At 58.9% G+C, this 16,519-nt stretch carries 22 protein-coding genes; 12 read left to right on the top strand and 10 right to left on the bottom strand.

Annotation, left to right across the window (positions count from 1 at the left end):
- Positions 1–474 precede the first annotated feature (474 nt).
- Both SIB42_RS08285 and SIB42_RS08280 read left to right on the top strand, forming a co-directional pair.
- Entirely contained in the window at positions 475–819 is a 345-nt protein-coding gene (locus SIB42_RS08285; RefSeq protein ID WP_067093099.1) for a hypothetical protein, read from the top strand.
- A gap of 177 nt (positions 820–996) precedes the next feature.
- Positions 997–1,881: a GNAT family N-acetyltransferase gene (locus tag SIB42_RS08280; protein WP_067093098.1), complete on the top strand. Its 885-nt coding sequence runs from the start codon at positions 997–999 to the stop codon at positions 1,879–1,881.
- Between the two features lie 83 nt (positions 1,882–1,964).
- Here SIB42_RS08280 and SIB42_RS08275 read toward each other — a convergent pair whose 3' ends face one another.
- Both SIB42_RS08275 and SIB42_RS08270 read right to left on the bottom strand, forming a co-directional pair.
- Positions 1,965–3,077 carry an acyltransferase family protein gene (locus SIB42_RS08275; RefSeq protein WP_231856318.1) on the bottom strand — a complete coding sequence of 371 codons (1,113 nt, stop codon included), beginning with the start codon at positions 3,075–3,077 and terminating at the stop codon, positions 1,965–1,967.
- Positions 3,078–3,225: 148 nt separating this feature from the next.
- Entirely contained in the window at positions 3,226–3,411 is a 186-nt protein-coding gene (locus tag SIB42_RS08270) for a chlorophyll a/b-binding protein (protein ID WP_067093096.1), read from the bottom strand.
- A 561-nt stretch (positions 3,412–3,972) separates the two neighbouring features.
- On the opposite strand from SIB42_RS08270, the gene SIB42_RS08265 reads away from it, so the two are divergent.
- Both SIB42_RS08265 and SIB42_RS08260 read left to right on the top strand, forming a co-directional pair.
- Positions 3,973–4,164 (top strand): hypothetical protein, encoded by a 192-nt coding sequence (locus SIB42_RS08265; protein ID WP_067093093.1) that lies wholly within the window; start codon positions 3,973–3,975, stop codon positions 4,162–4,164.
- A 140-nt stretch (positions 4,165–4,304) separates the two neighbouring features.
- A complete protein-coding gene (locus SIB42_RS08260) occupies positions 4,305–4,532 on the top strand; it encodes a hypothetical protein (protein ID WP_413327786.1) in 228 nt (75 codons plus the stop codon).
- Between the two features lie 29 nt (positions 4,533–4,561).
- Here the strand turns inward: SIB42_RS08260 and SIB42_RS08255 are convergent, their stop codons facing one another.
- Positions 4,562–4,747, bottom strand: coding sequence for a hypothetical protein (locus SIB42_RS08255; protein WP_156485105.1), 186 nt, complete (start codon positions 4,745–4,747; stop codon positions 4,562–4,564).
- A 110-nt stretch (positions 4,748–4,857) separates the two neighbouring features.
- Positions 4,858–5,130: a DUF1651 domain-containing protein gene (locus tag SIB42_RS08250; protein WP_067093179.1), complete on the bottom strand. Its 273-nt coding sequence runs from the start codon at positions 5,128–5,130 to the stop codon at positions 4,858–4,860.
- Positions 5,131–5,393: 263 nt separating this feature from the next.
- Here SIB42_RS08250 and SIB42_RS08245 point away from each other — a divergent pair, with 263 nt between their 5' ends.
- Positions 5,394–6,431, top strand: coding sequence for a M28 family peptidase (locus tag SIB42_RS08245; protein ID WP_197459844.1), 1,038 nt, complete (start codon positions 5,394–5,396; stop codon positions 6,429–6,431).
- 40 nt (positions 6,432–6,471) lie between these two features.
- On the opposite strand, the gene SIB42_RS08240 is transcribed toward SIB42_RS08245, so the two are convergent.
- Positions 6,472–7,008 (bottom strand): hypothetical protein, encoded by a 537-nt coding sequence (locus SIB42_RS08240; RefSeq protein ID WP_067093090.1) that lies wholly within the window; start codon positions 7,006–7,008, stop codon positions 6,472–6,474.
- A gap of 216 nt (positions 7,009–7,224) precedes the next feature.
- Entirely contained in the window at positions 7,225–7,356 is a 132-nt protein-coding gene (locus tag SIB42_RS08235) for a hypothetical protein (RefSeq protein WP_255359897.1), read from the bottom strand.
- 227 nt (positions 7,357–7,583) lie between these two features.
- Between SIB42_RS08235 and SIB42_RS08230 the strand changes: the two genes are divergently transcribed.
- Both SIB42_RS08230 and SIB42_RS08225 read left to right on the top strand, forming a co-directional pair.
- A complete protein-coding gene (locus tag SIB42_RS08230; protein WP_067093177.1) occupies positions 7,584–8,087 on the top strand; it encodes a DUF3828 domain-containing protein in 504 nt (167 codons plus the stop codon).
- Positions 8,088–8,188: 101 nt separating this feature from the next.
- The gene (locus SIB42_RS08225) at positions 8,189–9,925 is read left to right on the top strand and encodes a gamma-glutamyltransferase family protein (RefSeq protein ID WP_067093176.1); all 1,737 of its coding nucleotides are present in this window, start codon (positions 8,189–8,191) and stop codon (positions 9,923–9,925) included.
- Between the two features lie 15 nt (positions 9,926–9,940).
- On the opposite strand, the gene SIB42_RS08220 is transcribed toward SIB42_RS08225, so the two are convergent.
- Genes SIB42_RS08220 through SIB42_RS08210 form a run of 3 tightly spaced genes read right to left on the bottom strand, consistent with a single transcriptional unit; the run spans position 9,941 to position 13,344 of the window.
- The gene (locus SIB42_RS08220) at positions 9,941–11,575 is read right to left on the bottom strand and encodes an FAD-dependent oxidoreductase (protein ID WP_067093089.1); all 1,635 of its coding nucleotides are present in this window, start codon (positions 11,573–11,575) and stop codon (positions 9,941–9,943) included.
- Positions 11,576–11,594: 19 nt separating this feature from the next.
- Complete coding sequence (locus tag SIB42_RS08215; RefSeq protein WP_067093088.1) at positions 11,595–12,551, bottom strand: SDR family NAD(P)-dependent oxidoreductase; 957 nt, start codon at positions 12,549–12,551, stop codon at positions 11,595–11,597.
- Positions 12,544–13,344, bottom strand: coding sequence for an SdiA-regulated domain-containing protein (locus tag SIB42_RS08210; protein WP_067093175.1), 801 nt, complete (start codon positions 13,342–13,344; stop codon positions 12,544–12,546). Before SIB42_RS08210 ends, SIB42_RS08215 begins: the two co-directional genes overlap by 8 nt.
- Before the next feature lie 66 nt (positions 13,345–13,410).
- Here SIB42_RS08210 and SIB42_RS08205 point away from each other — a divergent pair, with 66 nt between their 5' ends.
- From SIB42_RS08205 to SIB42_RS08195, 3 genes are all read left to right on the top strand, one after another.
- Entirely contained in the window at positions 13,411–14,130 is a 720-nt protein-coding gene (locus tag SIB42_RS08205; RefSeq protein WP_067093087.1) for a hypothetical protein, read from the top strand.
- Between the two features lie 97 nt (positions 14,131–14,227).
- Complete coding sequence (locus SIB42_RS08200; RefSeq protein WP_156485104.1) at positions 14,228–14,374, top strand: hypothetical protein; 147 nt, start codon at positions 14,228–14,230, stop codon at positions 14,372–14,374.
- Positions 14,375–14,468: 94 nt separating this feature from the next.
- Positions 14,469–14,663: a hypothetical protein gene (locus SIB42_RS08195; RefSeq protein ID WP_067093086.1), complete on the top strand. Its 195-nt coding sequence runs from the start codon at positions 14,469–14,471 to the stop codon at positions 14,661–14,663.
- A gap of 86 nt (positions 14,664–14,749) precedes the next feature.
- On the opposite strand, the gene SIB42_RS08190 is transcribed toward SIB42_RS08195, so the two are convergent.
- Positions 14,750–15,172 carry a DoxX family protein gene (locus tag SIB42_RS08190; RefSeq protein ID WP_067093085.1) on the bottom strand — a complete coding sequence of 141 codons (423 nt, stop codon included), beginning with the start codon at positions 15,170–15,172 and terminating at the stop codon, positions 14,750–14,752.
- 69 nt (positions 15,173–15,241) lie between these two features.
- Here SIB42_RS08190 and SIB42_RS08185 point away from each other — a divergent pair, with 69 nt between their 5' ends.
- Together SIB42_RS08185 and SIB42_RS08180 are read left to right on the top strand one after the other, a co-directional pair.
- Positions 15,242–15,718: a cupin domain-containing protein gene (locus SIB42_RS08185; protein WP_156485103.1), complete on the top strand. Its 477-nt coding sequence runs from the start codon at positions 15,242–15,244 to the stop codon at positions 15,716–15,718.
- Positions 15,719–15,767: 49 nt separating this feature from the next.
- A complete protein-coding gene (locus SIB42_RS08180; protein ID WP_067093083.1) occupies positions 15,768–16,508 on the top strand; it encodes a class I SAM-dependent methyltransferase in 741 nt (246 codons plus the stop codon).
- Positions 16,509–16,519: the final 11 nt, after the last annotated feature.

The raw sequence follows: 16,519 nt of genomic DNA, 5'->3' as shown, positions 1-16,519 counted from the left end.
ACGATAATGAACCCCAGCCTTCAGCGACGTCGGCGGCTCATTTCATGCTTTGAGGTCTCGCTGAAAGCAGTGAATAAAACAACAACCACAGAAGCAAGGCCCAAGCCAAGAAAAACAAGATAATAGGAAGGCAGAATGCTAAGCATTTGAATCAATGTTTTCAACATATTAGCCAAAAGCAAAAGAAACAACTCACTTATTGATACCCAATTTCGATCAAACCATTGGTTGAATTTGAATTATTTTCAGTCATGTGTCATCGATGAGTTACATGGCGTGATCATCGGTACTACAGCTGCAATACCTGAACAAGCAGAACTGATCCGCGCCGGCTCCCGCCTCGTCGGGATGGATCGCTGGCTGCAGCTCTTGCGCAGCATCTCCCAGATTTGGAGTTGACACCTCTGAACATCAAGCGGAAGTCCTGACAAACACACTCGTCATGTTCAACGTGTAGGGATCGGGGTCAATGAAATGCTTTCACTGAGATCACCTTCCATCGCATTGTTTGCCGTCGCCCAGGCATTCACCGTTGGCGTAATGCCAGGCCAGGCCGCTCAAGACTGTGGATCTGGCGCTCATTGGGTTCAAACAGGACCGATGCTGGGCTCTGGTTATTGCAAGCCAAAACACCGCAAAGACCATTTTGTTTGTGCCATTGGCTATCACTACGCCGGCCAGGGTCGTTGCATTCGCAATGGCCCCTGGTGGACGGGCCGCAGACCAGTGAACTGGGGGCCTTATTACGAGCCACGCAAGAAATCAGGCAGTGTCACCTTCGAAGGACCACACGGAAGCGAGATCAAACTGAAGTGGTGATTCAAAAAACCAGTGAAAACTTTTCAGATTCAAATCCTGCAACTGAAGCAATCAATCACTGAAAAAGCTCCAAGACATACTCAAGACACCCTGAATCCCTGAGGGGATTGCATCAACAATCTGTAGCAGTCATGAAGCCTGCTTGCAACAGCAAGGGGAGCGGTTCAGGCTGAGTCGATGAACTCTGAATTCACGATTCGCCCAGTCCAACCCGTTGACATTCCAGTGATCAACGACTGGGCGAGACGTGAAGGGTTTGCCCCTGGCTCAGGAGATATTGGGATTTATCGCCAGACCGACCGCCAGGGCATCTGGACCGGCTGCCTGGGTGAAGATCCGGTTGGATGCATCGCAGGCATCCGCTACAACCATGCCTACGGATTCATCGGGCTCTACATCGTGCGCCCCGATCAGAGAGGTCGAGGCTACGGAGTGAGGCTCTGGAGAGAAGCGCTTGACCATCTGCATGACGTGAGCTGCGTTGGTCTCGAAGCCGCAGAAAACAGGATTGATGATTACTCAAACTGGGGGTTTCAACCGGCTTCCGCAACGACGCGGTGGCAGCTTGAGATTGACTCGCGTATTAATCAGATCAGATCACTGGAACGACCGGAAGGGCTCAGATTGATTCATGGCGATGACATACCTGAACCCAAGGTTCAGATCTATGACGCTGATCGTGAACTCAACCCCAGACCGCACTTTTTGTCTGATTGGCTACATCACCCAGCCGGGGTTGTCACGGCACTGATTGACAGTCAGCAGGACTGTCACGGTTTTGCGAGAATCCGCCCCTGCCTGTTGAAAAACGAAGCGGGCTGGCGCATCGGCCCCTTACTGGCGGATTCCCCTGAACTGGCCGAGCTGTTGATCATGGATCTGCTCAGTGCCAGACAGGGATTGGTGATCATGGATTCACCGGGTAGCAATGCCCTAGCCGCGCCGCTGCTAGAGAAGCTTGGTTTCAAAGCCGTTGGCCGCACGCTACGGATGTACCGCGGCGTGATGCCATCCCGGCAGCTGGATGAGGTGTACGGGCTGGCCTGCCTGGAACTTGGCTAAGCCGCACAAAAGCCAGCCCGGCTACCACCAAACAAGAAACATTCAATGCTCTGAATTGGACTGAACCTGATGAAGAGACCCAATCAAATCGCCCTGCCTAAGAAAGGCACTTCTCTGAGCTGATGACTCAAGCCAAAACTCACAATCACGGATGCGACACCACCCAAAACCAAAGCAGAAAAATTAGGCCATTCGGTTAGCGAAATAAGGCCCATAACAACAACGACAATGAGTGGATGAATGATATAAACAGCAAAACTGTCCACTCCTGCAGTGGCCAACCACTGGCCACAAGTCTGCTGATGACGCTGGAACCAAAGCAGCAAATATCCCATGACACCCCAGCCAATAAATGTGTTCATAAAAGCAAGGAGCCGAGCGACACCAATTGCTTCGTCTTTGAGATGTCCATTCATCGCCAATACGGCGCAAAGACCCAGCAAAAGCAAAGATAGAAAGATTGAAAGACGAAACCATTTCAGAACCAAATGGGTATCAAGACGCTCAAGCCATTGATGAGATGCAGACTTGCAACCAAGGAAAAAGAGAAAGGCATAGGTAAAAATATGAGGTCCCTGAGCGCCAAGACCATCTAGCGGTGAGTTTATCAATTTCAACCAAAAGTTACCTTGCATGGCCATCAACACCTCGATGACAGCCAAGATCCCTGCACTGACAAGCCAGGGGAACAGTCCAGGCGGTGGGATGGTGTCATCAATCCTGAAACAACCACCACAGATCTTCACCCAGCCGCAATACAACAAATCGAAGCCAAACAGAACGACCAGAAACCACAAAACACCAAGATGATTCAATGGATAGTCTGCAAGAGGTATTCCACGCAAAAGACCCGTTTGGAACCATTGACTCACCAAATAAGATAGGTTATTAATTACCAGCAATCCGAATAAAAACGGAATTCCAATTCTTCTCAATCGACTCTTAAAATAATCGGCAACACCTTTTTTGGCCACTGAGCGCGGCACAAAGTAACCAGATATTAAAAACAGCATGCACATAAAAAAAGTATTCGACAGCTCTACAATCGCGAAATCAAATCCAGTCAACCAGCCTGGTTGAATCCGTCCAGCGAAGCTCAATCCCATGAATGCCCCTCCAGGGAGAAAGAGCAGAGTGACATGGACCACGACCACAAGTGCGATCATCACCGCCTTGATTTGATCAAAAAAAAGCACCCGCTGATGAGCGCTTGTCTGTATTTGAGTCATATTGTTCTTTAATCAACTAACTAACGACCGGCAACATCTCGCCACCGATCGTTGCTCTCGCTAACAATCAAGAGCCGCTGAGGAACGAAAACAAAGTCAGGCAGATGAGATCAGATCAAAAACCCAGCGCCATCAGCAGACCCTGGTGGAGCAGGGCTTCGCTGCCGATCAGAGCAACAAAGCCGAGCATGGCCAGACGTCCGTTCAGGCGTTCAGCTTTTGCCAGGTGTTCACGGCGCATCTGGGCTGCGGCAAGGTCTTGCCAGTAGCGCTCATCATCCAAAAGAGTTGCAGTTGTCATGGCTGTCTCCGAGTGGGACCTGATCGGTCTATACCCCTTCGATGACGCTTGGGAGAAGGACAGCCGCCCTAGTCGGTTCGGTTTCAGGACCTTCTCGGGCAGGTCAGCCAGGAGCAGAGTCACCCGTTTTGATGGACTGCTCAGCGGGATTGAACAGCAACAACGGCCAATATTCATTGGTCAAAGGATGTCGGCGACACATTGACGGACCCCGCTGAGGTGGCAGCTTTGAGGTCCAATGAGTCAGAGGTGGCTGATTGGTCGTTCGGGCGCTGGTGGGACAGCGCCAGGACGTATGGACACCCGCAAATGATTCAGTGGTTGGGATGCATTTCACCTGTGCTGGTGCTTCAGGTGATGCAAGGCTTTTTAGGCAGCTGTTGCCAGGTTGTGAGTCCAATCTGATGGTCGATTGGTCGCCTAGGTGGGACCGGTGCTGAACGATTCAGCACCGGGCTAGTCGGAACTCAGCCAGCTCGCAGAGGGCGATGGCGAAGCCATGATTCACTCCCTTGGTACAGATGGCAGGGAGTCATTCAGGGGCACAAGCAGCGGATCAGCATGGAAGTACAGCTGCTAGCTCTGGCCTTGATCACAGTGGCCATAAGGCTTTTCGGCAATGCCAGCGTTGTGATCCTCACGGGGCTTGATCCGCGACCAGTCGCCGTGCGCAAGCGGTTGTTGGCCTGGCTGGTGTCTCTGGGCGCTGCTGGGCTGGCGATGCTGCTAGCTCCTGTTGTGAGCAACCTGTGAACGTCAAGCTGACTTGATCAGAGCTCCGCAACCTCATAACGACGGCAGCAGCGTTGTCATCCCCCGTTGTTCACGCCCGGTGAAGTCCGGTCATCGCAACTTTGCGAGAGTTCCCCTGCATCAAGGAGGGAGCAATGGGAATGTTCGGGCTCGATCAATACCTGTTCGTGGAGTGGCTCTCTGCCTGGTTGGTACTGAACTGGGGCGCCCACCTTGCCTTGAGCCAAGGCCCGGCTGAAGAAAGCAGTGATGGTTCAGCCCGGCGTCAGTTCCCCAAGCTCAGCGACCAGTTCCCTTACGTGCTGCATTCGCTAGCCATTGCCTGGTTGATCCAGTGGTCGTGGCAGCTCCTCCCTCCGATTGGGTAAGCCCGGAAGCCTGAGCACTGATGGCTGGATCACACAGGGTTGATCCGATAGGTATCGGGAAGACGTGCAACCTGGCCAGTGAGCATGCAGTCGACGATGCGATGGATATAGGCAGCCCGGCGCATGTTCTCCATGGTTTGCCATTTGGCTTCGCCCATGGATTGTCTGGCCACTGCGATGGAGGCAAGTCCGGCGAGATTCTGAGCGCGGTCCATGGGCAAAGACCTGTTGCCAAGGATCAAACCGGCTCGCCGCTCAATGGCAACCCGCAGATCAGTAAACCCCGGCAAATCGCTTTGATGTGCCTTTCCTTCTCAAAGCAAAGTCAGCGCACCGGTGGTCGGCAGCGCCGCCAGCCGACCTTCTGCATGTTCTGCCAAGCCTCGATGGCGTTGTGCTGCAGCATCCGTCTCTGGCTCTGCGGCTCCGGGGGGTGAGGCCTCACCCATCGATAGGTACTGAGAATCACCCACTGACCATGAGCGGTGGAGCGGCCATTGCTGAACCTCACCAGCAGCTGCTCATCACCATTCACCAGCCAGCCATCCCTGCCGGCCTTCAGCGGTGGTTCATGGGTGGCCTGGTCCCAGTTCGGCATGCCGGAAAGTTTCGCTGTGATCCATTGCAAAGCGGGCCAGAGTTCACAGAACCTCACTCCAGCCTGTGCTTTGCAGCACAAGGGCAGGGGCAGCTAGGTGATCAGCTGGGTGAGCAGAGCGGCGGACGCCAGCCCCCCGAAGAACAGAAACGTGGGCAGCATGGCCGGCCAGACCGATGGCTGAGTCGGATCGGACATCCGTTGGATCTACATTTGATCCTGCGAAACTAAAAGGCTCCGGCTCAGCCCGAAGTGATGAGCTGATGGCGCGCAGGTCGTATTTGCTTGGTTGCGAGGTATCTGTGCAATGCACAAGCCAGCTGCTTGGTCGACTGCGAAAGAGATCCCCGCACCCGCAGCAGACGGTTGTCCCCCTGGAGGATCTCAAGGCACTGCTTGAGATTGCAATGGCTTCGGGGGAGGCTTTTCCTGCCTGGGTGCCAGCCAAGCAAGCGGATCAGACTGGGGGAATGGCCCTGCTCTCTACCTCCTGCCGAAAGGACCTGGACGCCATCGCCGTTCCCCGACATACAAGCTGGGATCGGGTGGGTCTGCTGGCCGTGCGCAGTTATGTGCGCGAACAGCTGGCCGCACTCGGCGATGTGGAGGAGCACAGCTTCAGGAGTGGAAGCCATGAGGGCGTGAATCTGATCCTGAAACTTCCCGGCCGCAACCCCAGGCGCCGGCCGCTACTAGTGGGCGCCCATTACGACGGGCCGCTGCAATCGATCGGCGCCGATGACAATGCCAGTGCCGTTGCTGCCCTACTTGAGCTGGGCAGGCGCTGGAGCATTGCACCGCCCCGGCGACCTGTGTGGCTGGTGGGCTTCGATCTGGAGGAATGGGGCCTGATCGGCAGTACCGTGCTGGCCGAACAACTCAAGGCCGATCGGCAACGGCTCAAGCTGATGGTGAGTCTGGAGATGCTCGCCTACACCAGCGACCAGCAGAGCTACCCCCACCCCGCCATGGGCAGGCTCTACGGCAACCGCGGCGACTTCATTGCCCTGGTGGCGAATGCCCGCGCTGGCTTGATGCTCTCCAAGCTCACCCATGCCATGGGGCAACACGTGAAAAGCAAAGCCCTGCCGGTGCCGCGCGCCGGCATCGATGTGCCCGCTGTGCGCCGCAGCGACCACAGTCCCTTCTGGGATCAGGGCTACAACGCCCTGATGGTGACGGACACCTCGTTCATGCGAAACCCGCACTATCACCAGATGAGCGACACGATCGACACGCTCGATCTGCCCTTCCTGGCCTCAGTGATTGATGGGCTGGAGCTGGCGCTGGGACAGCTTTAAAGCATGGGCTGCAGCACCTTCCCGGCAGCCAGGCTTGGGCTCAGAACAACTTGATCCTGACTGGAGAAATCGATGGTTTTGACGACGGTTTTGATCCAGAAGGGTTGCTGTTCAGAGAGGAACCGCCATAGCACTCAGTGATTACAGCCTGATTACCGCCGAGTACTTCCCTGAAGCTCACATTCAGGTTGACCACAGATGGATCCAGCATCACAGCCTGCGTGGCCAGCACTGCGTATTTTCCCTGCTGTGTGCCATCAACAACGGTTCCTTTAGGCGGTGCCCAGGTGGCTGAAAACGTTCCCCGGGTGACATTGGTGCGAATCGGTTCTTCGCAGTAACCGGCTTTGGTGAGATCGGCTCGAATCTTGGCCAGCAAGGCTTCCAGCGTGGTGTTCTGATGCCGGCTGTTGAGCGCCAGTTGCCCCAGGGGATTGGCACTGAACATCATCTCGGCATTGGATCCCAGGCTGGGAGGAAGGCTCTGGAGCAGCTGCTTTACCGGCTCGGCTGAAACAGGGATGACGCCTCCGCTCAGCGCGGCGAAGAGCGATAACGCTGCGATTCTGCGAATCATGTTCCGACCAACCTCTGACCAAAAATCTAGGAATCCATCACCCCAATCACGACCCCTTAACTTCTCTTATCCAGTGGCATCAACGGTTGCCTGTTCTCAGTTCCGTTGCCATCAATAGTGCGTGGGAAGCGCTCTTGGTGGGGCGCCCACGTCATGAGGACGGAGGCGGCCTAGGTCGCCCCCCTCTTGATGAAAAACCGTCAAAGCGTTCCAGCCTTAGGCGGCCTTGCGCTGCTCAGACTCTTCAGCTTCGGAACGAAGAAAACGCTTGCGCTGCGCTGACTCATAGCCAGACAGTTCAACCTGTTTCTTCTCGATCGGTTTGCGCTTGATCTTGTCCAACCCCATCAAAAGGGGGTGAATTCCTCTTCGGCTCATTGAACTGGTCCGTTTATTTGGATTCCGCGTCTTGGTCGGCTTGACCATCCACGTAAGGAAATCATGCCGCCTTCAGATCAGCAATGCGGTGTGATTGGAGACAAATGAAACGAATAGGCGATCACTTTTTAGGAATTGATCAAGCAACACTCTTGGTTGATTGCCGCAGCCAGACTGATGCCAACCGAAGCGCACCGATGCTGTCTTTGCTGGCGACCAGCCTAATCGCCGTTGCGGTTCCGGCAGCCGATCGACCCTGCCCCAGAGGAGTGATCGCTCAGATCGATGGTCTCTACCAATGGCATGTGAAGCCATTCGATGGCAACGAAGACCCCGACAAAGCGTTCTCCAGCCAGCGCCAACGCTTCACACCATCACTGTTCAAGTTGCTGCGGGAGGCCAGACAACTCACGCCCACGCGTGATGGACGCTTTCTCGATTTCGACGTGTTCAGCAACACCCAGGTGGCGACCTACGGAGCCAAGGTCACAGGATGCAGCGCGGAAAAGGACAACAGCATCCAGGCTGAGGTGGCCGTGGATGTTGGCCTGCGTGGCCAATCCAGCGGCAGCCCGCGACGGCTGCTCTACGAGCTGAACAACAGCAAGGGCGGCTGGCGCATCAACAACATCACCTACCTCGATGCAAAGGTGTTTGAGCTGCGGTCATTTCTGCAGAAGCTGGTTCATTCCACGCCCTGAACCATTCCCCCGCGCAGACGCTCAGCAGCGACCAAGCTGGTGCGCGAAGCCAACAACTCCACTTGCCTAGCCCTGCCCCACTGCTCAGAGCTCTGCTGCTGATGCTGAGTGCCGGCAGCCTTGCGGCAGCTTTTGCAGCACCGGTTAGCCGCGATGATCCGGAATCCTCCGACCCTGGCCACAAGCCCATCTCCACAGCCGCTGGCTCTGCGGTTGTCGTCACCGCCAATCCCCTGGCCAGCTCAGCAGCCCTGAGAATTCTCAAAGATGGCGGCACCGCAGCCGATGCTCTGGTCACAGCCCAGGCCGTGCTGGCCGTTGTTGAACCGCAGAGTTCCGGGCTCGCCGGTGGTGGTTTCCTTCTCTATTGGGACGCGCAGGCGAAGGAGCTGGAGGTGCTGGATGGCCGCGAAGTCGCACCACGGAGCAGCCGGCCCGGCGACTTGCTGACGCCAACCGGAGACCCACTGCCCTGGCGCGAAGCCACGGCACAACTCGATGCGATCGGCATCCCCGGAACGGTGGCGCTGCTCTGGGAGGCCCATCAGCAGTTCGGGCGACTGACTTGGGCCAACACGTTGCAACCGGCAATCGGGCTGGCCAGCGATGGCTTCCTTCCCAGCCCGCGGTTGCTGCGATCGATCAGCCTGGCCCAGCGCATCGGGGTGGGTCACAACCAAGCATTCACTACGCTCTACCTTCCCGGCGGCAAACCACCACCGGCCGATCAAGCCTTCCGCAATCCGCAGCTGGCACGCACGCTGGAGGCACTGGCGCAGCAGGGCGGCCCTGATTTTTATCGCGGAACCCTGGCCCGCCAGATCCTGCAGGAGATGGCCAGGCTTAAGGCCGGCGACCCTGACTTCCGCGGCTGGAGCCGATCAGACCTCTCCTCCTATACGGTGCTGCGCCGCCAACCGCTCTGCAGCCAGCAACTGAAGCACCGGATCTGCACGATGCCGCCGCCGAGCAGTGGTGGCGTGGGCTTGCTGCAGACCCTGGCCCTGCTGGACCAGTCCACGGATCTGCCTGGCTCCAGCGCCGCTGATCCGCAGAGCTGGCGGCAACTGGCCAAAGCCCAGGCCTGGGCCGATTCCGACCGCCTCTACTGGGTGCATGACCCGATCGATGGTGGTGGTCCCGTCGCGGCCTTGCTGAATCCGGCCTACATCAAGGGCCGAGCAGACAAGATCCAGGCCACACCCTCAGCCCAACCTTCACCAGGGCTGCCAGCAGGGATCGGTCGCTACCCCTATGGCCGCCCGAACCAGGGCCGCGAACAGGGCACCACCCAAGTCACGATCGTGGACGGGTTCGGCAACATCGCCAGCTACACCTCCTCGGTGGAGACGGTGTTCGGCAGTCGGCACCTGGTGGCCGGCATGGTGATGAACAATCAGCTCACCGATTTCGCCTTTCAGCCAATGATTAACGGCCAAGCGGTCGCCAACCGTCGTCTGCCGGGCCGGCGGCCGATGTCATCGATGGCGCCCACGCTGGTGTTTAAGCAGGGCCAGCCAGTGCTGGCGCTCGGCAGCCCGGGAGGCCGCAGCATTCCCCACCTGCTCAGCCGGGTGCTGCTGGCCTCACTGATCTGGAACGAATCGCCGCAGCAAAGCGTGGGCCTGCCCCATCTCTCCAGCCGCGGCCAAGGGCTTGTGCTGGAACAGGATCCACCGATCCCCTGGCCGCTGCCGCTGGATCAGCTGCAAACCAGCGATCACCTCGCACGCCTGCAGCGGGTAGGCAGCGGCACTGCTCTGGTGCAAAGGATCAACGACCGCTGGCATGGGGCGGCCGACCCACGCCGGGAAGGCACAGCTTTAGCTCTGCCCTGAACTCCACGGCTAGAGCTAATTCCCCAGCCAGGGCCAGTTGATGCCCAGGGTCTCCAGCGGATCCATCACCAGCTTGTTGAGGGCACGACCCAGCAGCACCTGCGGTTCATCCGTCCGGATCGGAATCACAGGATGCTGGCGACTGCGGGGCACGCTGTCGCCGCGCACGATGCCGCGCCGCAGCAGCGAGTTGCCCGCTTCCAGACCGCACACATAGGCGCGTTCCTGGCATAACCCCTTGGCTCCATGTTCCCTCTCGCCCATCCGCACCCAGTCACCAGCGCAGACCACCGGCGCCAATGAGGTTTCCAGTGGCGGCCGCTTGCTGAAGCTTCCCGGTGAGAACAGCGACACCGAACGCGGATAGCGCCGCACCTCCTGATCTACCACCTTGGCCTCGCCAAAGGCGGTCTGCGCCATCGGCAGCAGATCCTGCATCAGGCAATCAACGATGGCCTGATCGCTCAATTCGGCGATCGCGGTGGCGTTATAGAAATCGCTGGCGATCACCGATCCCTGAGGCGTCTGACCACCCCAGAGCTCAGCCTCCGACTCCTTCTGCAGCTGATCGAGCATGAAGAAGGTGGCACCGGATCCTTGCAGTGCACTGAAGCGCGAGAACACATTGGCGGGATCGGCAACCGGCACGTAGCGATCCAGCCACAACCGCACCGACACCACATCGATCGTTCCAAGCGTGCCGGCCTGAACCAGCTCCGGTGCCAGCACGCCGCACTGCGGCGACTGCGACATCAAAGAGCCCATGCCCTTGGCACCCACGGCCAGCACCACCGCATCCACGTCATCGAGAACAGCGCTGCTGCCCGTCATCACGTTGCGGGTTTCCAGCGAGCGAATGCTCTGGCCATCGGATGAGACGTTCAACTTGCCGGCCAGGGTGCCGCCCAGCACCGTGAGCTGATGGCGCTCACGCAAGCGCTCACTGAGTGGTGCAATCAGCTGTTCAGCAATGCTTTTGGAGCGGATCCAGCGCACATCAAACGAGTCCTGATGGGCCAGGGCGTAGTAGTAGAGCAGCTCCATAGTCACCGCCGCGGAGAGCTCCTCCGGCGGCTTGAACAGTCCCACCAGCAGCGTGGGCCGCAGGAAGTCGTCGATCATGCGATCACTGATGCGCAGCTGTTTGAACAGCGTCAGCGCATCGATGGCGTCGTAGCTCCGGTACACCGCATCACTGCGGTTGAGATCGAGCATGGCGTAAAGCAGGCCGGCGATGCTGAGCCGATCCGGCACCGGCAGTCGCTTGAAGTTCTTCACTGTGGCCAGCACTTGCCCCACCGGACTGGGCAGCTGTGGCGCATCACCAAACACCGGTGCGGTGGCCTCCAGCCCATCCGGCGACCAGAACGCACTGGTGGTGAAGTCGGTGTAGATCGAACCGAGCCCCAGCTCATCGGTGAGTGAATTGATGTTGGGGTAGTCCTTCCAGAAGCCGCGGGTGCCGGCCTCGAAGAGCTTGCCGCTCTCGGTGGTGATCGGCTCACTGCCGCTGGGATCCGCCATCCCATCGATCAAAGTCACGCGCACGCCGGCTTCGCAGAGCGCCTTGGCGGCACCCCAGCCGCCCCAGCCGGCGCCCACCACCACCACATGCGATTGCTGCTGCGCTGAAGAACCCGTTTCGCCCATGAAGCTGTTGTGCGTGCGCTCAAGTTAGGGAAATCAACTGCTCCGACAGCTGCCAAAGCTCCCTGGCTTTTTGCAGATCAGCACCTTCAGCACTGGTGTCGGTGGGCTCCAGCCGATGCCCACCGAAGCTCACCACCTTGTTGGTGAAGTAGTTGAACCCCGGCGCGATCTTTGGATCGCAGACCAGCTGCGCCAGCAAGCGGCCTGCATTTTCAGGCGATTCGGTGATGCGCAGCAGATCGCGGGCCACAAACGCAAACGCCCCCATGCCCAGAGGATTGCTGCGCTTGTTGTACCGGAAAAAGCCGCCGCTGTTGCGCGTGATCACCAGACCGGGGCTCCAGGCGATCACCGGCAGAGCGCCCTCCAGCTGCCGGTTGAGCTCCCGCGCCATCAGCACATTGCAGAGCTTGCTGTCTTTGTAGGCCTTGTTGCCATCAAAGCCTGGGCTGCCATTCACCATCGCGAAGCCGGCCCCAGCACGCAGCCCCTCCAGATCGCCCAGATCCGCAGGCTTGCCCACCTTGCCGGCACCGCTTGAGGGGTTGTGCACCTCCGAAGCGGTGATCACCACCCGCGGGCTTGCGGCCTTCCGAAGCAGCGGCAGCAACCGCATCGCCATCAGCTGATGGGCCAGCTGATTCACCGCAAAGGTGAGCTCGATGCCCTGCACCGAAAACTGCGCCTCGGAGGCACCGGCGTATTGCAGACCGGCATTGAGCACCAGCGCATCCAACGCTGTGCCGCGATCCACAAGCTGGCTGCAGATCGTGGCAACGGCCGCGAGATCAGCCAGGTCGCAGATCAAGGTATGAACAGAATCCGGCAGCAGGCTGCGGGTCTGATCGGCCGTGGCCGGGTTGCGGCAGACAATCGTGAGCTGATGCCCCTGGGCACTGAGAACTTTCGCCGCTTCAAAACCAACCCCGGAGCTGCCTCCGGTGAGCAACACGCGCTGGGATGCAGGATCAGCCATGGAGCTGGAACACGTAGAGCTCGGCGTCACGATCGCTCACCACATAAACCCTGCCACGTTCTGAATCCACGGCGATGCCTTCGGCTTTTCGCACCCGCTTGGATTTACCCTCCGGATCGAGCATCAGATCCAGGCGCTGCAGCACCCGGTCGCGATTCCAGTCGTAATGGAACAGGCACTGCCCCTTGTCGCTGACGATCCAAAGCGTGTCGCGCTGGCTGTCGTAGCTCAGCCCAGAGAAATCAAGCTTGCCGGGCCCCACTCGGGGATGGGAGAAGCCATTCGACTCGCTGAGCAGCCTCGACGAAAGGATCGTGCCGCAATCGGCATCGAGTTCGATCAGCAGCCCCGGTCGAGCTTCCTTCACCACAAACACGTTCTGGTTCGCGCTGTTCACCGTGATCCCCTCCAGTCCCTTGTTATCGGGCTTGGCCGGGAAGTGCATCGCAACAGTGGCGTAATTAGCCATCTCCGCCAGGGGGCGATGCTGCAGTTCGCGGCGACTGGCCAGATCAATGCTGATCACGGTGTTGCTGTCTTCCTGCACCGCGAACAGTTGTTGGCCGTCGCGACTGAGGGCGAGGCCCTCTAGATCCGACACGCTCAAGAACAACGACTCGCTGGTCGACACCCGGCCCTCGAGATCCATGCAATAGATGGCCTTGGTGTCGTCGCTCACGGTATAGAGCCCCGTGCCATCGGCATTCAGGGTGAGGCCTGAGGGTTCATTCAGACCCAGGCCTGGATCACGGATGTTGTGCCTGCTGATCAGCTCTAGGCGGAACGGCCCCATCAGCGCCTGGTTGGGCAACTGAGGCGATTGTGAATGGGGAAGCTGCCTGCGTCAGCCTGAATGCGGATGTGTTGCCAGGCTTCAGGCAGCGGTCGACTGCCGGTGCCAATCCTGTTGCTCACAGCACTGCTGCTTTTATCTGGATCGGCACTGGCCGCCGAGGCGGCCGGAGCGGAGGAGAAACGCAATCCAGACGGTTCCAGGCTGAGGCTCACCGAGCAGATCGACCCGACAGGCGACAGGCGTGTGTTCCGGATCGAGGTCAGCCCTACGGCATCAGCTCCTTACACAACCCTTCTGCAGCGCAGCCAAGTGCTCTCCGAACATCCCAGCGGCGGAGGCCGCCTGGACGACATGGATGGCGATGACCAGCTGGAGTTTGTTGAACGCGTGTTCTGCGGAGCCGGACCTAACTGCTGGTACCGCATTCACAAGCTGATGCCCCAGCAACACAAGGCCTATCTGTTCTTCAAGGGAGGCTTTTCCCTGTTTCGGCCGATCGCTGGATACCTGGTGACCAGCGGCCGTTCCAGCTGCTGCTCCTGGACGCATCAGATCTACCGAGCACCCGCAACGCCCCGCAGCATCACCGAACAGGACCTGCTCTACAACGTGTACCTCAAGGGGCCCATTGACGGTTCAGCCACGCCTACCTGCCGGATCTCTAGGCCGGTGAACGAAGAGTGGGAGCAGGCCAACCTTCCCAATCCGGAGCTGTCGACGCTGTGCGAAGGCTACGGAAACGACGTTGTGATCAACCCGGAGCAAGCCGAAGGCGAGCGCTGAACCTCCTCGAGCAACACAATGTGAACGCTAATGAGAATCACTTGCTCCAAGCAGAGCAGCCATGCTTTGTTGAGAGTGAATCTCAGATGCAAGGACAATGCTTCGGCTGTTCGGCGATCGTCAATCCCTGCTGGAAGCGCTGATGCAGGACTGGGCCGAGGCCCAGCTGCAACTGCCAAGCGCAAGCGAAATCCCCCAGCGCCTGCGCATCCAACGCAGACCGCTGCGCGCCTCCGGAAGCTGAGCTCAACGAAAGAATTGCCAAAGTTGCTCAGTTCCCCTCCCAGGCTCTCTAAGGTCTGGACTTAAGGAATTCGTTCTGTAGGAGGAATTGCGCGATGTCTGAAGGCAAGCACAAGTTCGAGGAGTATGAGCTCCCTTACGGCACCAACGAAAAGCACACAACAGAAGAGTTCGACCCCAAAAAGGATGCGGGCGTGAACAACCCTGACAGCCGTCACCGCGACAAGGTGCTCGACGAGATCTGCGATACCCATCCCGGTTCACCGATGTGCAAAGTCTTCGACGAGTGAAGCTCTGAACATTTGTCCATCACCCCCACCAGAGCGTGGGGGTTTTTTGTGGCCTGAACGCTCAGTCCACCTTCAGAAGATGCCAATCAGCGGATGATGTCGAAGGCCTTGGCCCGCACTTTGCGGAAGTTGGGCGCAGCATTGGCCGTTGAACGGGTGATTGCCAGGATCAGGCCACCGATCAGTGCCAGGTTCATCAGAAACGGCACGGCCTGAAACGGGGACGCATAGAAGACCAAGGTGGTGGGCACCAGGAACACCAGCAGCAGTGAAGCGCCCAGGATCGTGTCGGCGCCGAACACCAGCAGAATTGAACCGGCAATCAGCACCAGAATCGCTGCGAACAGCAGCACATTCGCCAACGGCTCGGGGATCCCCTTGGAAGCGATCCGAGCGGCGTTACCGGCGAAATCGGTGAATTTGCCGGGCAGCGCGTTCACAAACACAGCTGCGATAAACACGCGGCCCAGAAAGTCCAGAACCCGGTTGGGCGAAACGGGGGTACTCATGTCGATCGAGCGGTAATCAGCACCGCCTTGGCAGTGGTTGAAACAATAGTGACCAAGTCGAGCGAAGCCATGCGAACCCCCGTCCTGTCGCTGATCGCCCTCACCGGCCTGCTGGCGCCGGGAGCCGCTGCCCTGGCTCACGGCAACCACGAATCCCAGACCCTGACGCCTGCCCGCGAACAACGCCCAGCTCCCCGTGATGCACCATCCACCACCGCAAAGGTGAGCGTGGAGTCTCTGGGCAGGCTTGATCTCTCCAGGGAGTTCGCCGCACTGCAAGGCCGGATGCTGCGCACCAGGCGCATCACGATTGCTCCCGGTGGATCAGTGGCCTGGCATCAGCATCAGCAACGGCCCGGTGTTGCCTACCTGATCAATGGATCCCTTATCGAGATCCGCGATGACGGGACAGGTCCCCGCGCCATCCAACGCAGAGCCGGAGAGGCCGTCTTCGAATCCACCGGTGTGCTGCACGGCTGGAGAAACGACTCAGACCACCCAGCCACCGCCGTTGTGATCGATCTGGTACCGCAGACGCAGCCATGAGTGCCCTGATCACAGCGTTCATAGGCTGTAAGCCCACACATTCGGCAGCATGAGTGACTACCAGGGACATGCCGCCGGCTACCAAACAGCCAAGCGCCAGCCCTGGCGCACCTACTTCGAACAGCCCTCCGCGCTGGCCCTGCTCGGAGATCTGAGCAACCAGTCCGTTGTCGATCTGGGCTGCGGCGAAGGCCACTACAGCCGCCTGCTCAAGCAGCTCGGTGCCGCGCAGGTACTGGGGGTCGACCTGTCTTCCGAAATGGTGGAGCTGGCACGAGCCCAGGAAAGGAGCCATCCCCTCGGCATCGACTACCGAGTCGGGGATGCCGGCGATCTGACACTGGCGGAACCCGTTGATCTGGTGTTCGCCGGCTACCTGTTCAATCACGCCCGCAACCGCGAGGAACTACGGTCCCAGTGCATCACAGTCAGCAATCTGCTGCGCCCCGGAGGACGGCTGGTTGCGCTCAACAACAACCCCGACGACCCTCCGTCGAACTTCGAGGCGGGCCGCCCCTACGGCTACAGCAAAAGCATCGATGGCCCATTGGTGGAGGGTGCCGGGATCCACTACCGCTTCGAACTCGAAGACGGTGGTGTGTTCACACTCACCGACTACTACATCAGCCGTGAGGTGATGCAGACGGTGATGGAAGGCTGCGGCCTGCAACAGGTGCACTGGCCGCAGCTCAGCCTGGCTCAAGAAGGGGTGGAGGCACTGGGAGCCGACTACTGGACAGCGATCGTGGCCACCCCACCGTTCTGCCTGATTGAAGCCACCCGGGCCTGAACTCAGCTGAA

Source organism: Synechococcus sp. MIT S9508 (assembly GCF_047303045.1).
GTDB lineage: Bacteria > Cyanobacteriota > Cyanobacteriia > PCC-6307 > Cyanobiaceae > Synechococcus_C.
The sequence above is the reverse complement of the archived record's forward strand: the minus strand, read 5'-3'. Positions and strand labels throughout refer to the sequence as shown.

Bases quoted from the DNA above. Each gene is read 5' to 3' on its own strand.
- SIB42_RS08195 (WP_067093086.1), top strand. From the start codon at position 14,469: ATGTCTGAAGGCAAGCACAAGTTCGAGGAGTATGAGCTCCCTTACGGC.
- SIB42_RS08270 (WP_067093096.1), bottom strand. From the start codon at position 3,411: ATGACAACTGCAACTCTTTTGGATGATGAGCGCTACTGGCAAGACCTT.
- SIB42_RS08215 (WP_067093088.1), bottom strand. From the start codon at position 12,551: ATGGCTGATCCTGCATCCCAGCGCGTGTTGCTCACCGGAGGCAGCTCC.
- SIB42_RS08220 (WP_067093089.1), bottom strand. From the start codon at position 11,575: ATGGGCGAAACGGGTTCTTCAGCGCAGCAGCAATCGCATGTGGTGGTG.
- SIB42_RS08190 (WP_067093085.1), bottom strand. From the start codon at position 15,172: ATGAGTACCCCCGTTTCGCCCAACCGGGTTCTGGACTTTCTGGGCCGC.
- SIB42_RS08230 (WP_067093177.1), top strand. From the start codon at position 7,584: ATGCTGTCTTTGCTGGCGACCAGCCTAATCGCCGTTGCGGTTCCGGCA.
- SIB42_RS08255 (WP_156485105.1), bottom strand. From the start codon at position 4,747: ATGGACCGCGCTCAGAATCTCGCCGGACTTGCCTCCATCGCAGTGGCC.
- SIB42_RS08205 (WP_067093087.1), top strand. From the start codon at position 13,411: ATGTGTTGCCAGGCTTCAGGCAGCGGTCGACTGCCGGTGCCAATCCTG.
- SIB42_RS08260 (WP_413327786.1), top strand. From the start codon at position 4,305: ATGTTCGGGCTCGATCAATACCTGTTCGTGGAGTGGCTCTCTGCCTGG.
- SIB42_RS08240 (WP_067093090.1), bottom strand. From the start codon at position 7,008: ATGATTCGCAGAATCGCAGCGTTATCGCTCTTCGCCGCGCTGAGCGGA.
- SIB42_RS08185 (WP_156485103.1), top strand. From the start codon at position 15,242: ATGCGAACCCCCGTCCTGTCGCTGATCGCCCTCACCGGCCTGCTGGCG.
- SIB42_RS08285 (WP_067093099.1), top strand. From the start codon at position 475: ATGCTTTCACTGAGATCACCTTCCATCGCATTGTTTGCCGTCGCCCAG.
- SIB42_RS08180 (WP_067093083.1), top strand. From the start codon at position 15,768: ATGAGTGACTACCAGGGACATGCCGCCGGCTACCAAACAGCCAAGCGC.
- SIB42_RS08265 (WP_067093093.1), top strand. From the start codon at position 3,973: ATGGAAGTACAGCTGCTAGCTCTGGCCTTGATCACAGTGGCCATAAGG.
- SIB42_RS08250 (WP_067093179.1), bottom strand. From the start codon at position 5,130: ATGCCGAACTGGGACCAGGCCACCCATGAACCACCGCTGAAGGCCGGC.
- SIB42_RS08225 (WP_067093176.1), top strand. From the start codon at position 8,189: ATGCTGAGTGCCGGCAGCCTTGCGGCAGCTTTTGCAGCACCGGTTAGC.
- SIB42_RS08235 (WP_255359897.1), bottom strand. From the start codon at position 7,356: ATGGGGTTGGACAAGATCAAGCGCAAACCGATCGAGAAGAAACAGGTT.
- SIB42_RS08200 (WP_156485104.1), top strand. From the start codon at position 14,228: ATGCTTCGGCTGTTCGGCGATCGTCAATCCCTGCTGGAAGCGCTGATG.
- SIB42_RS08280 (WP_067093098.1), top strand. From the start codon at position 997: ATGAACTCTGAATTCACGATTCGCCCAGTCCAACCCGTTGACATTCCA.
- SIB42_RS08210 (WP_067093175.1), bottom strand. From the start codon at position 13,344: ATGGGGCCGTTCCGCCTAGAGCTGATCAGCAGGCACAACATCCGTGAT.
- SIB42_RS08245 (WP_197459844.1), top strand. From the start codon at position 5,394: ATGGCGCGCAGGTCGTATTTGCTTGGTTGCGAGGTATCTGTGCAATGC.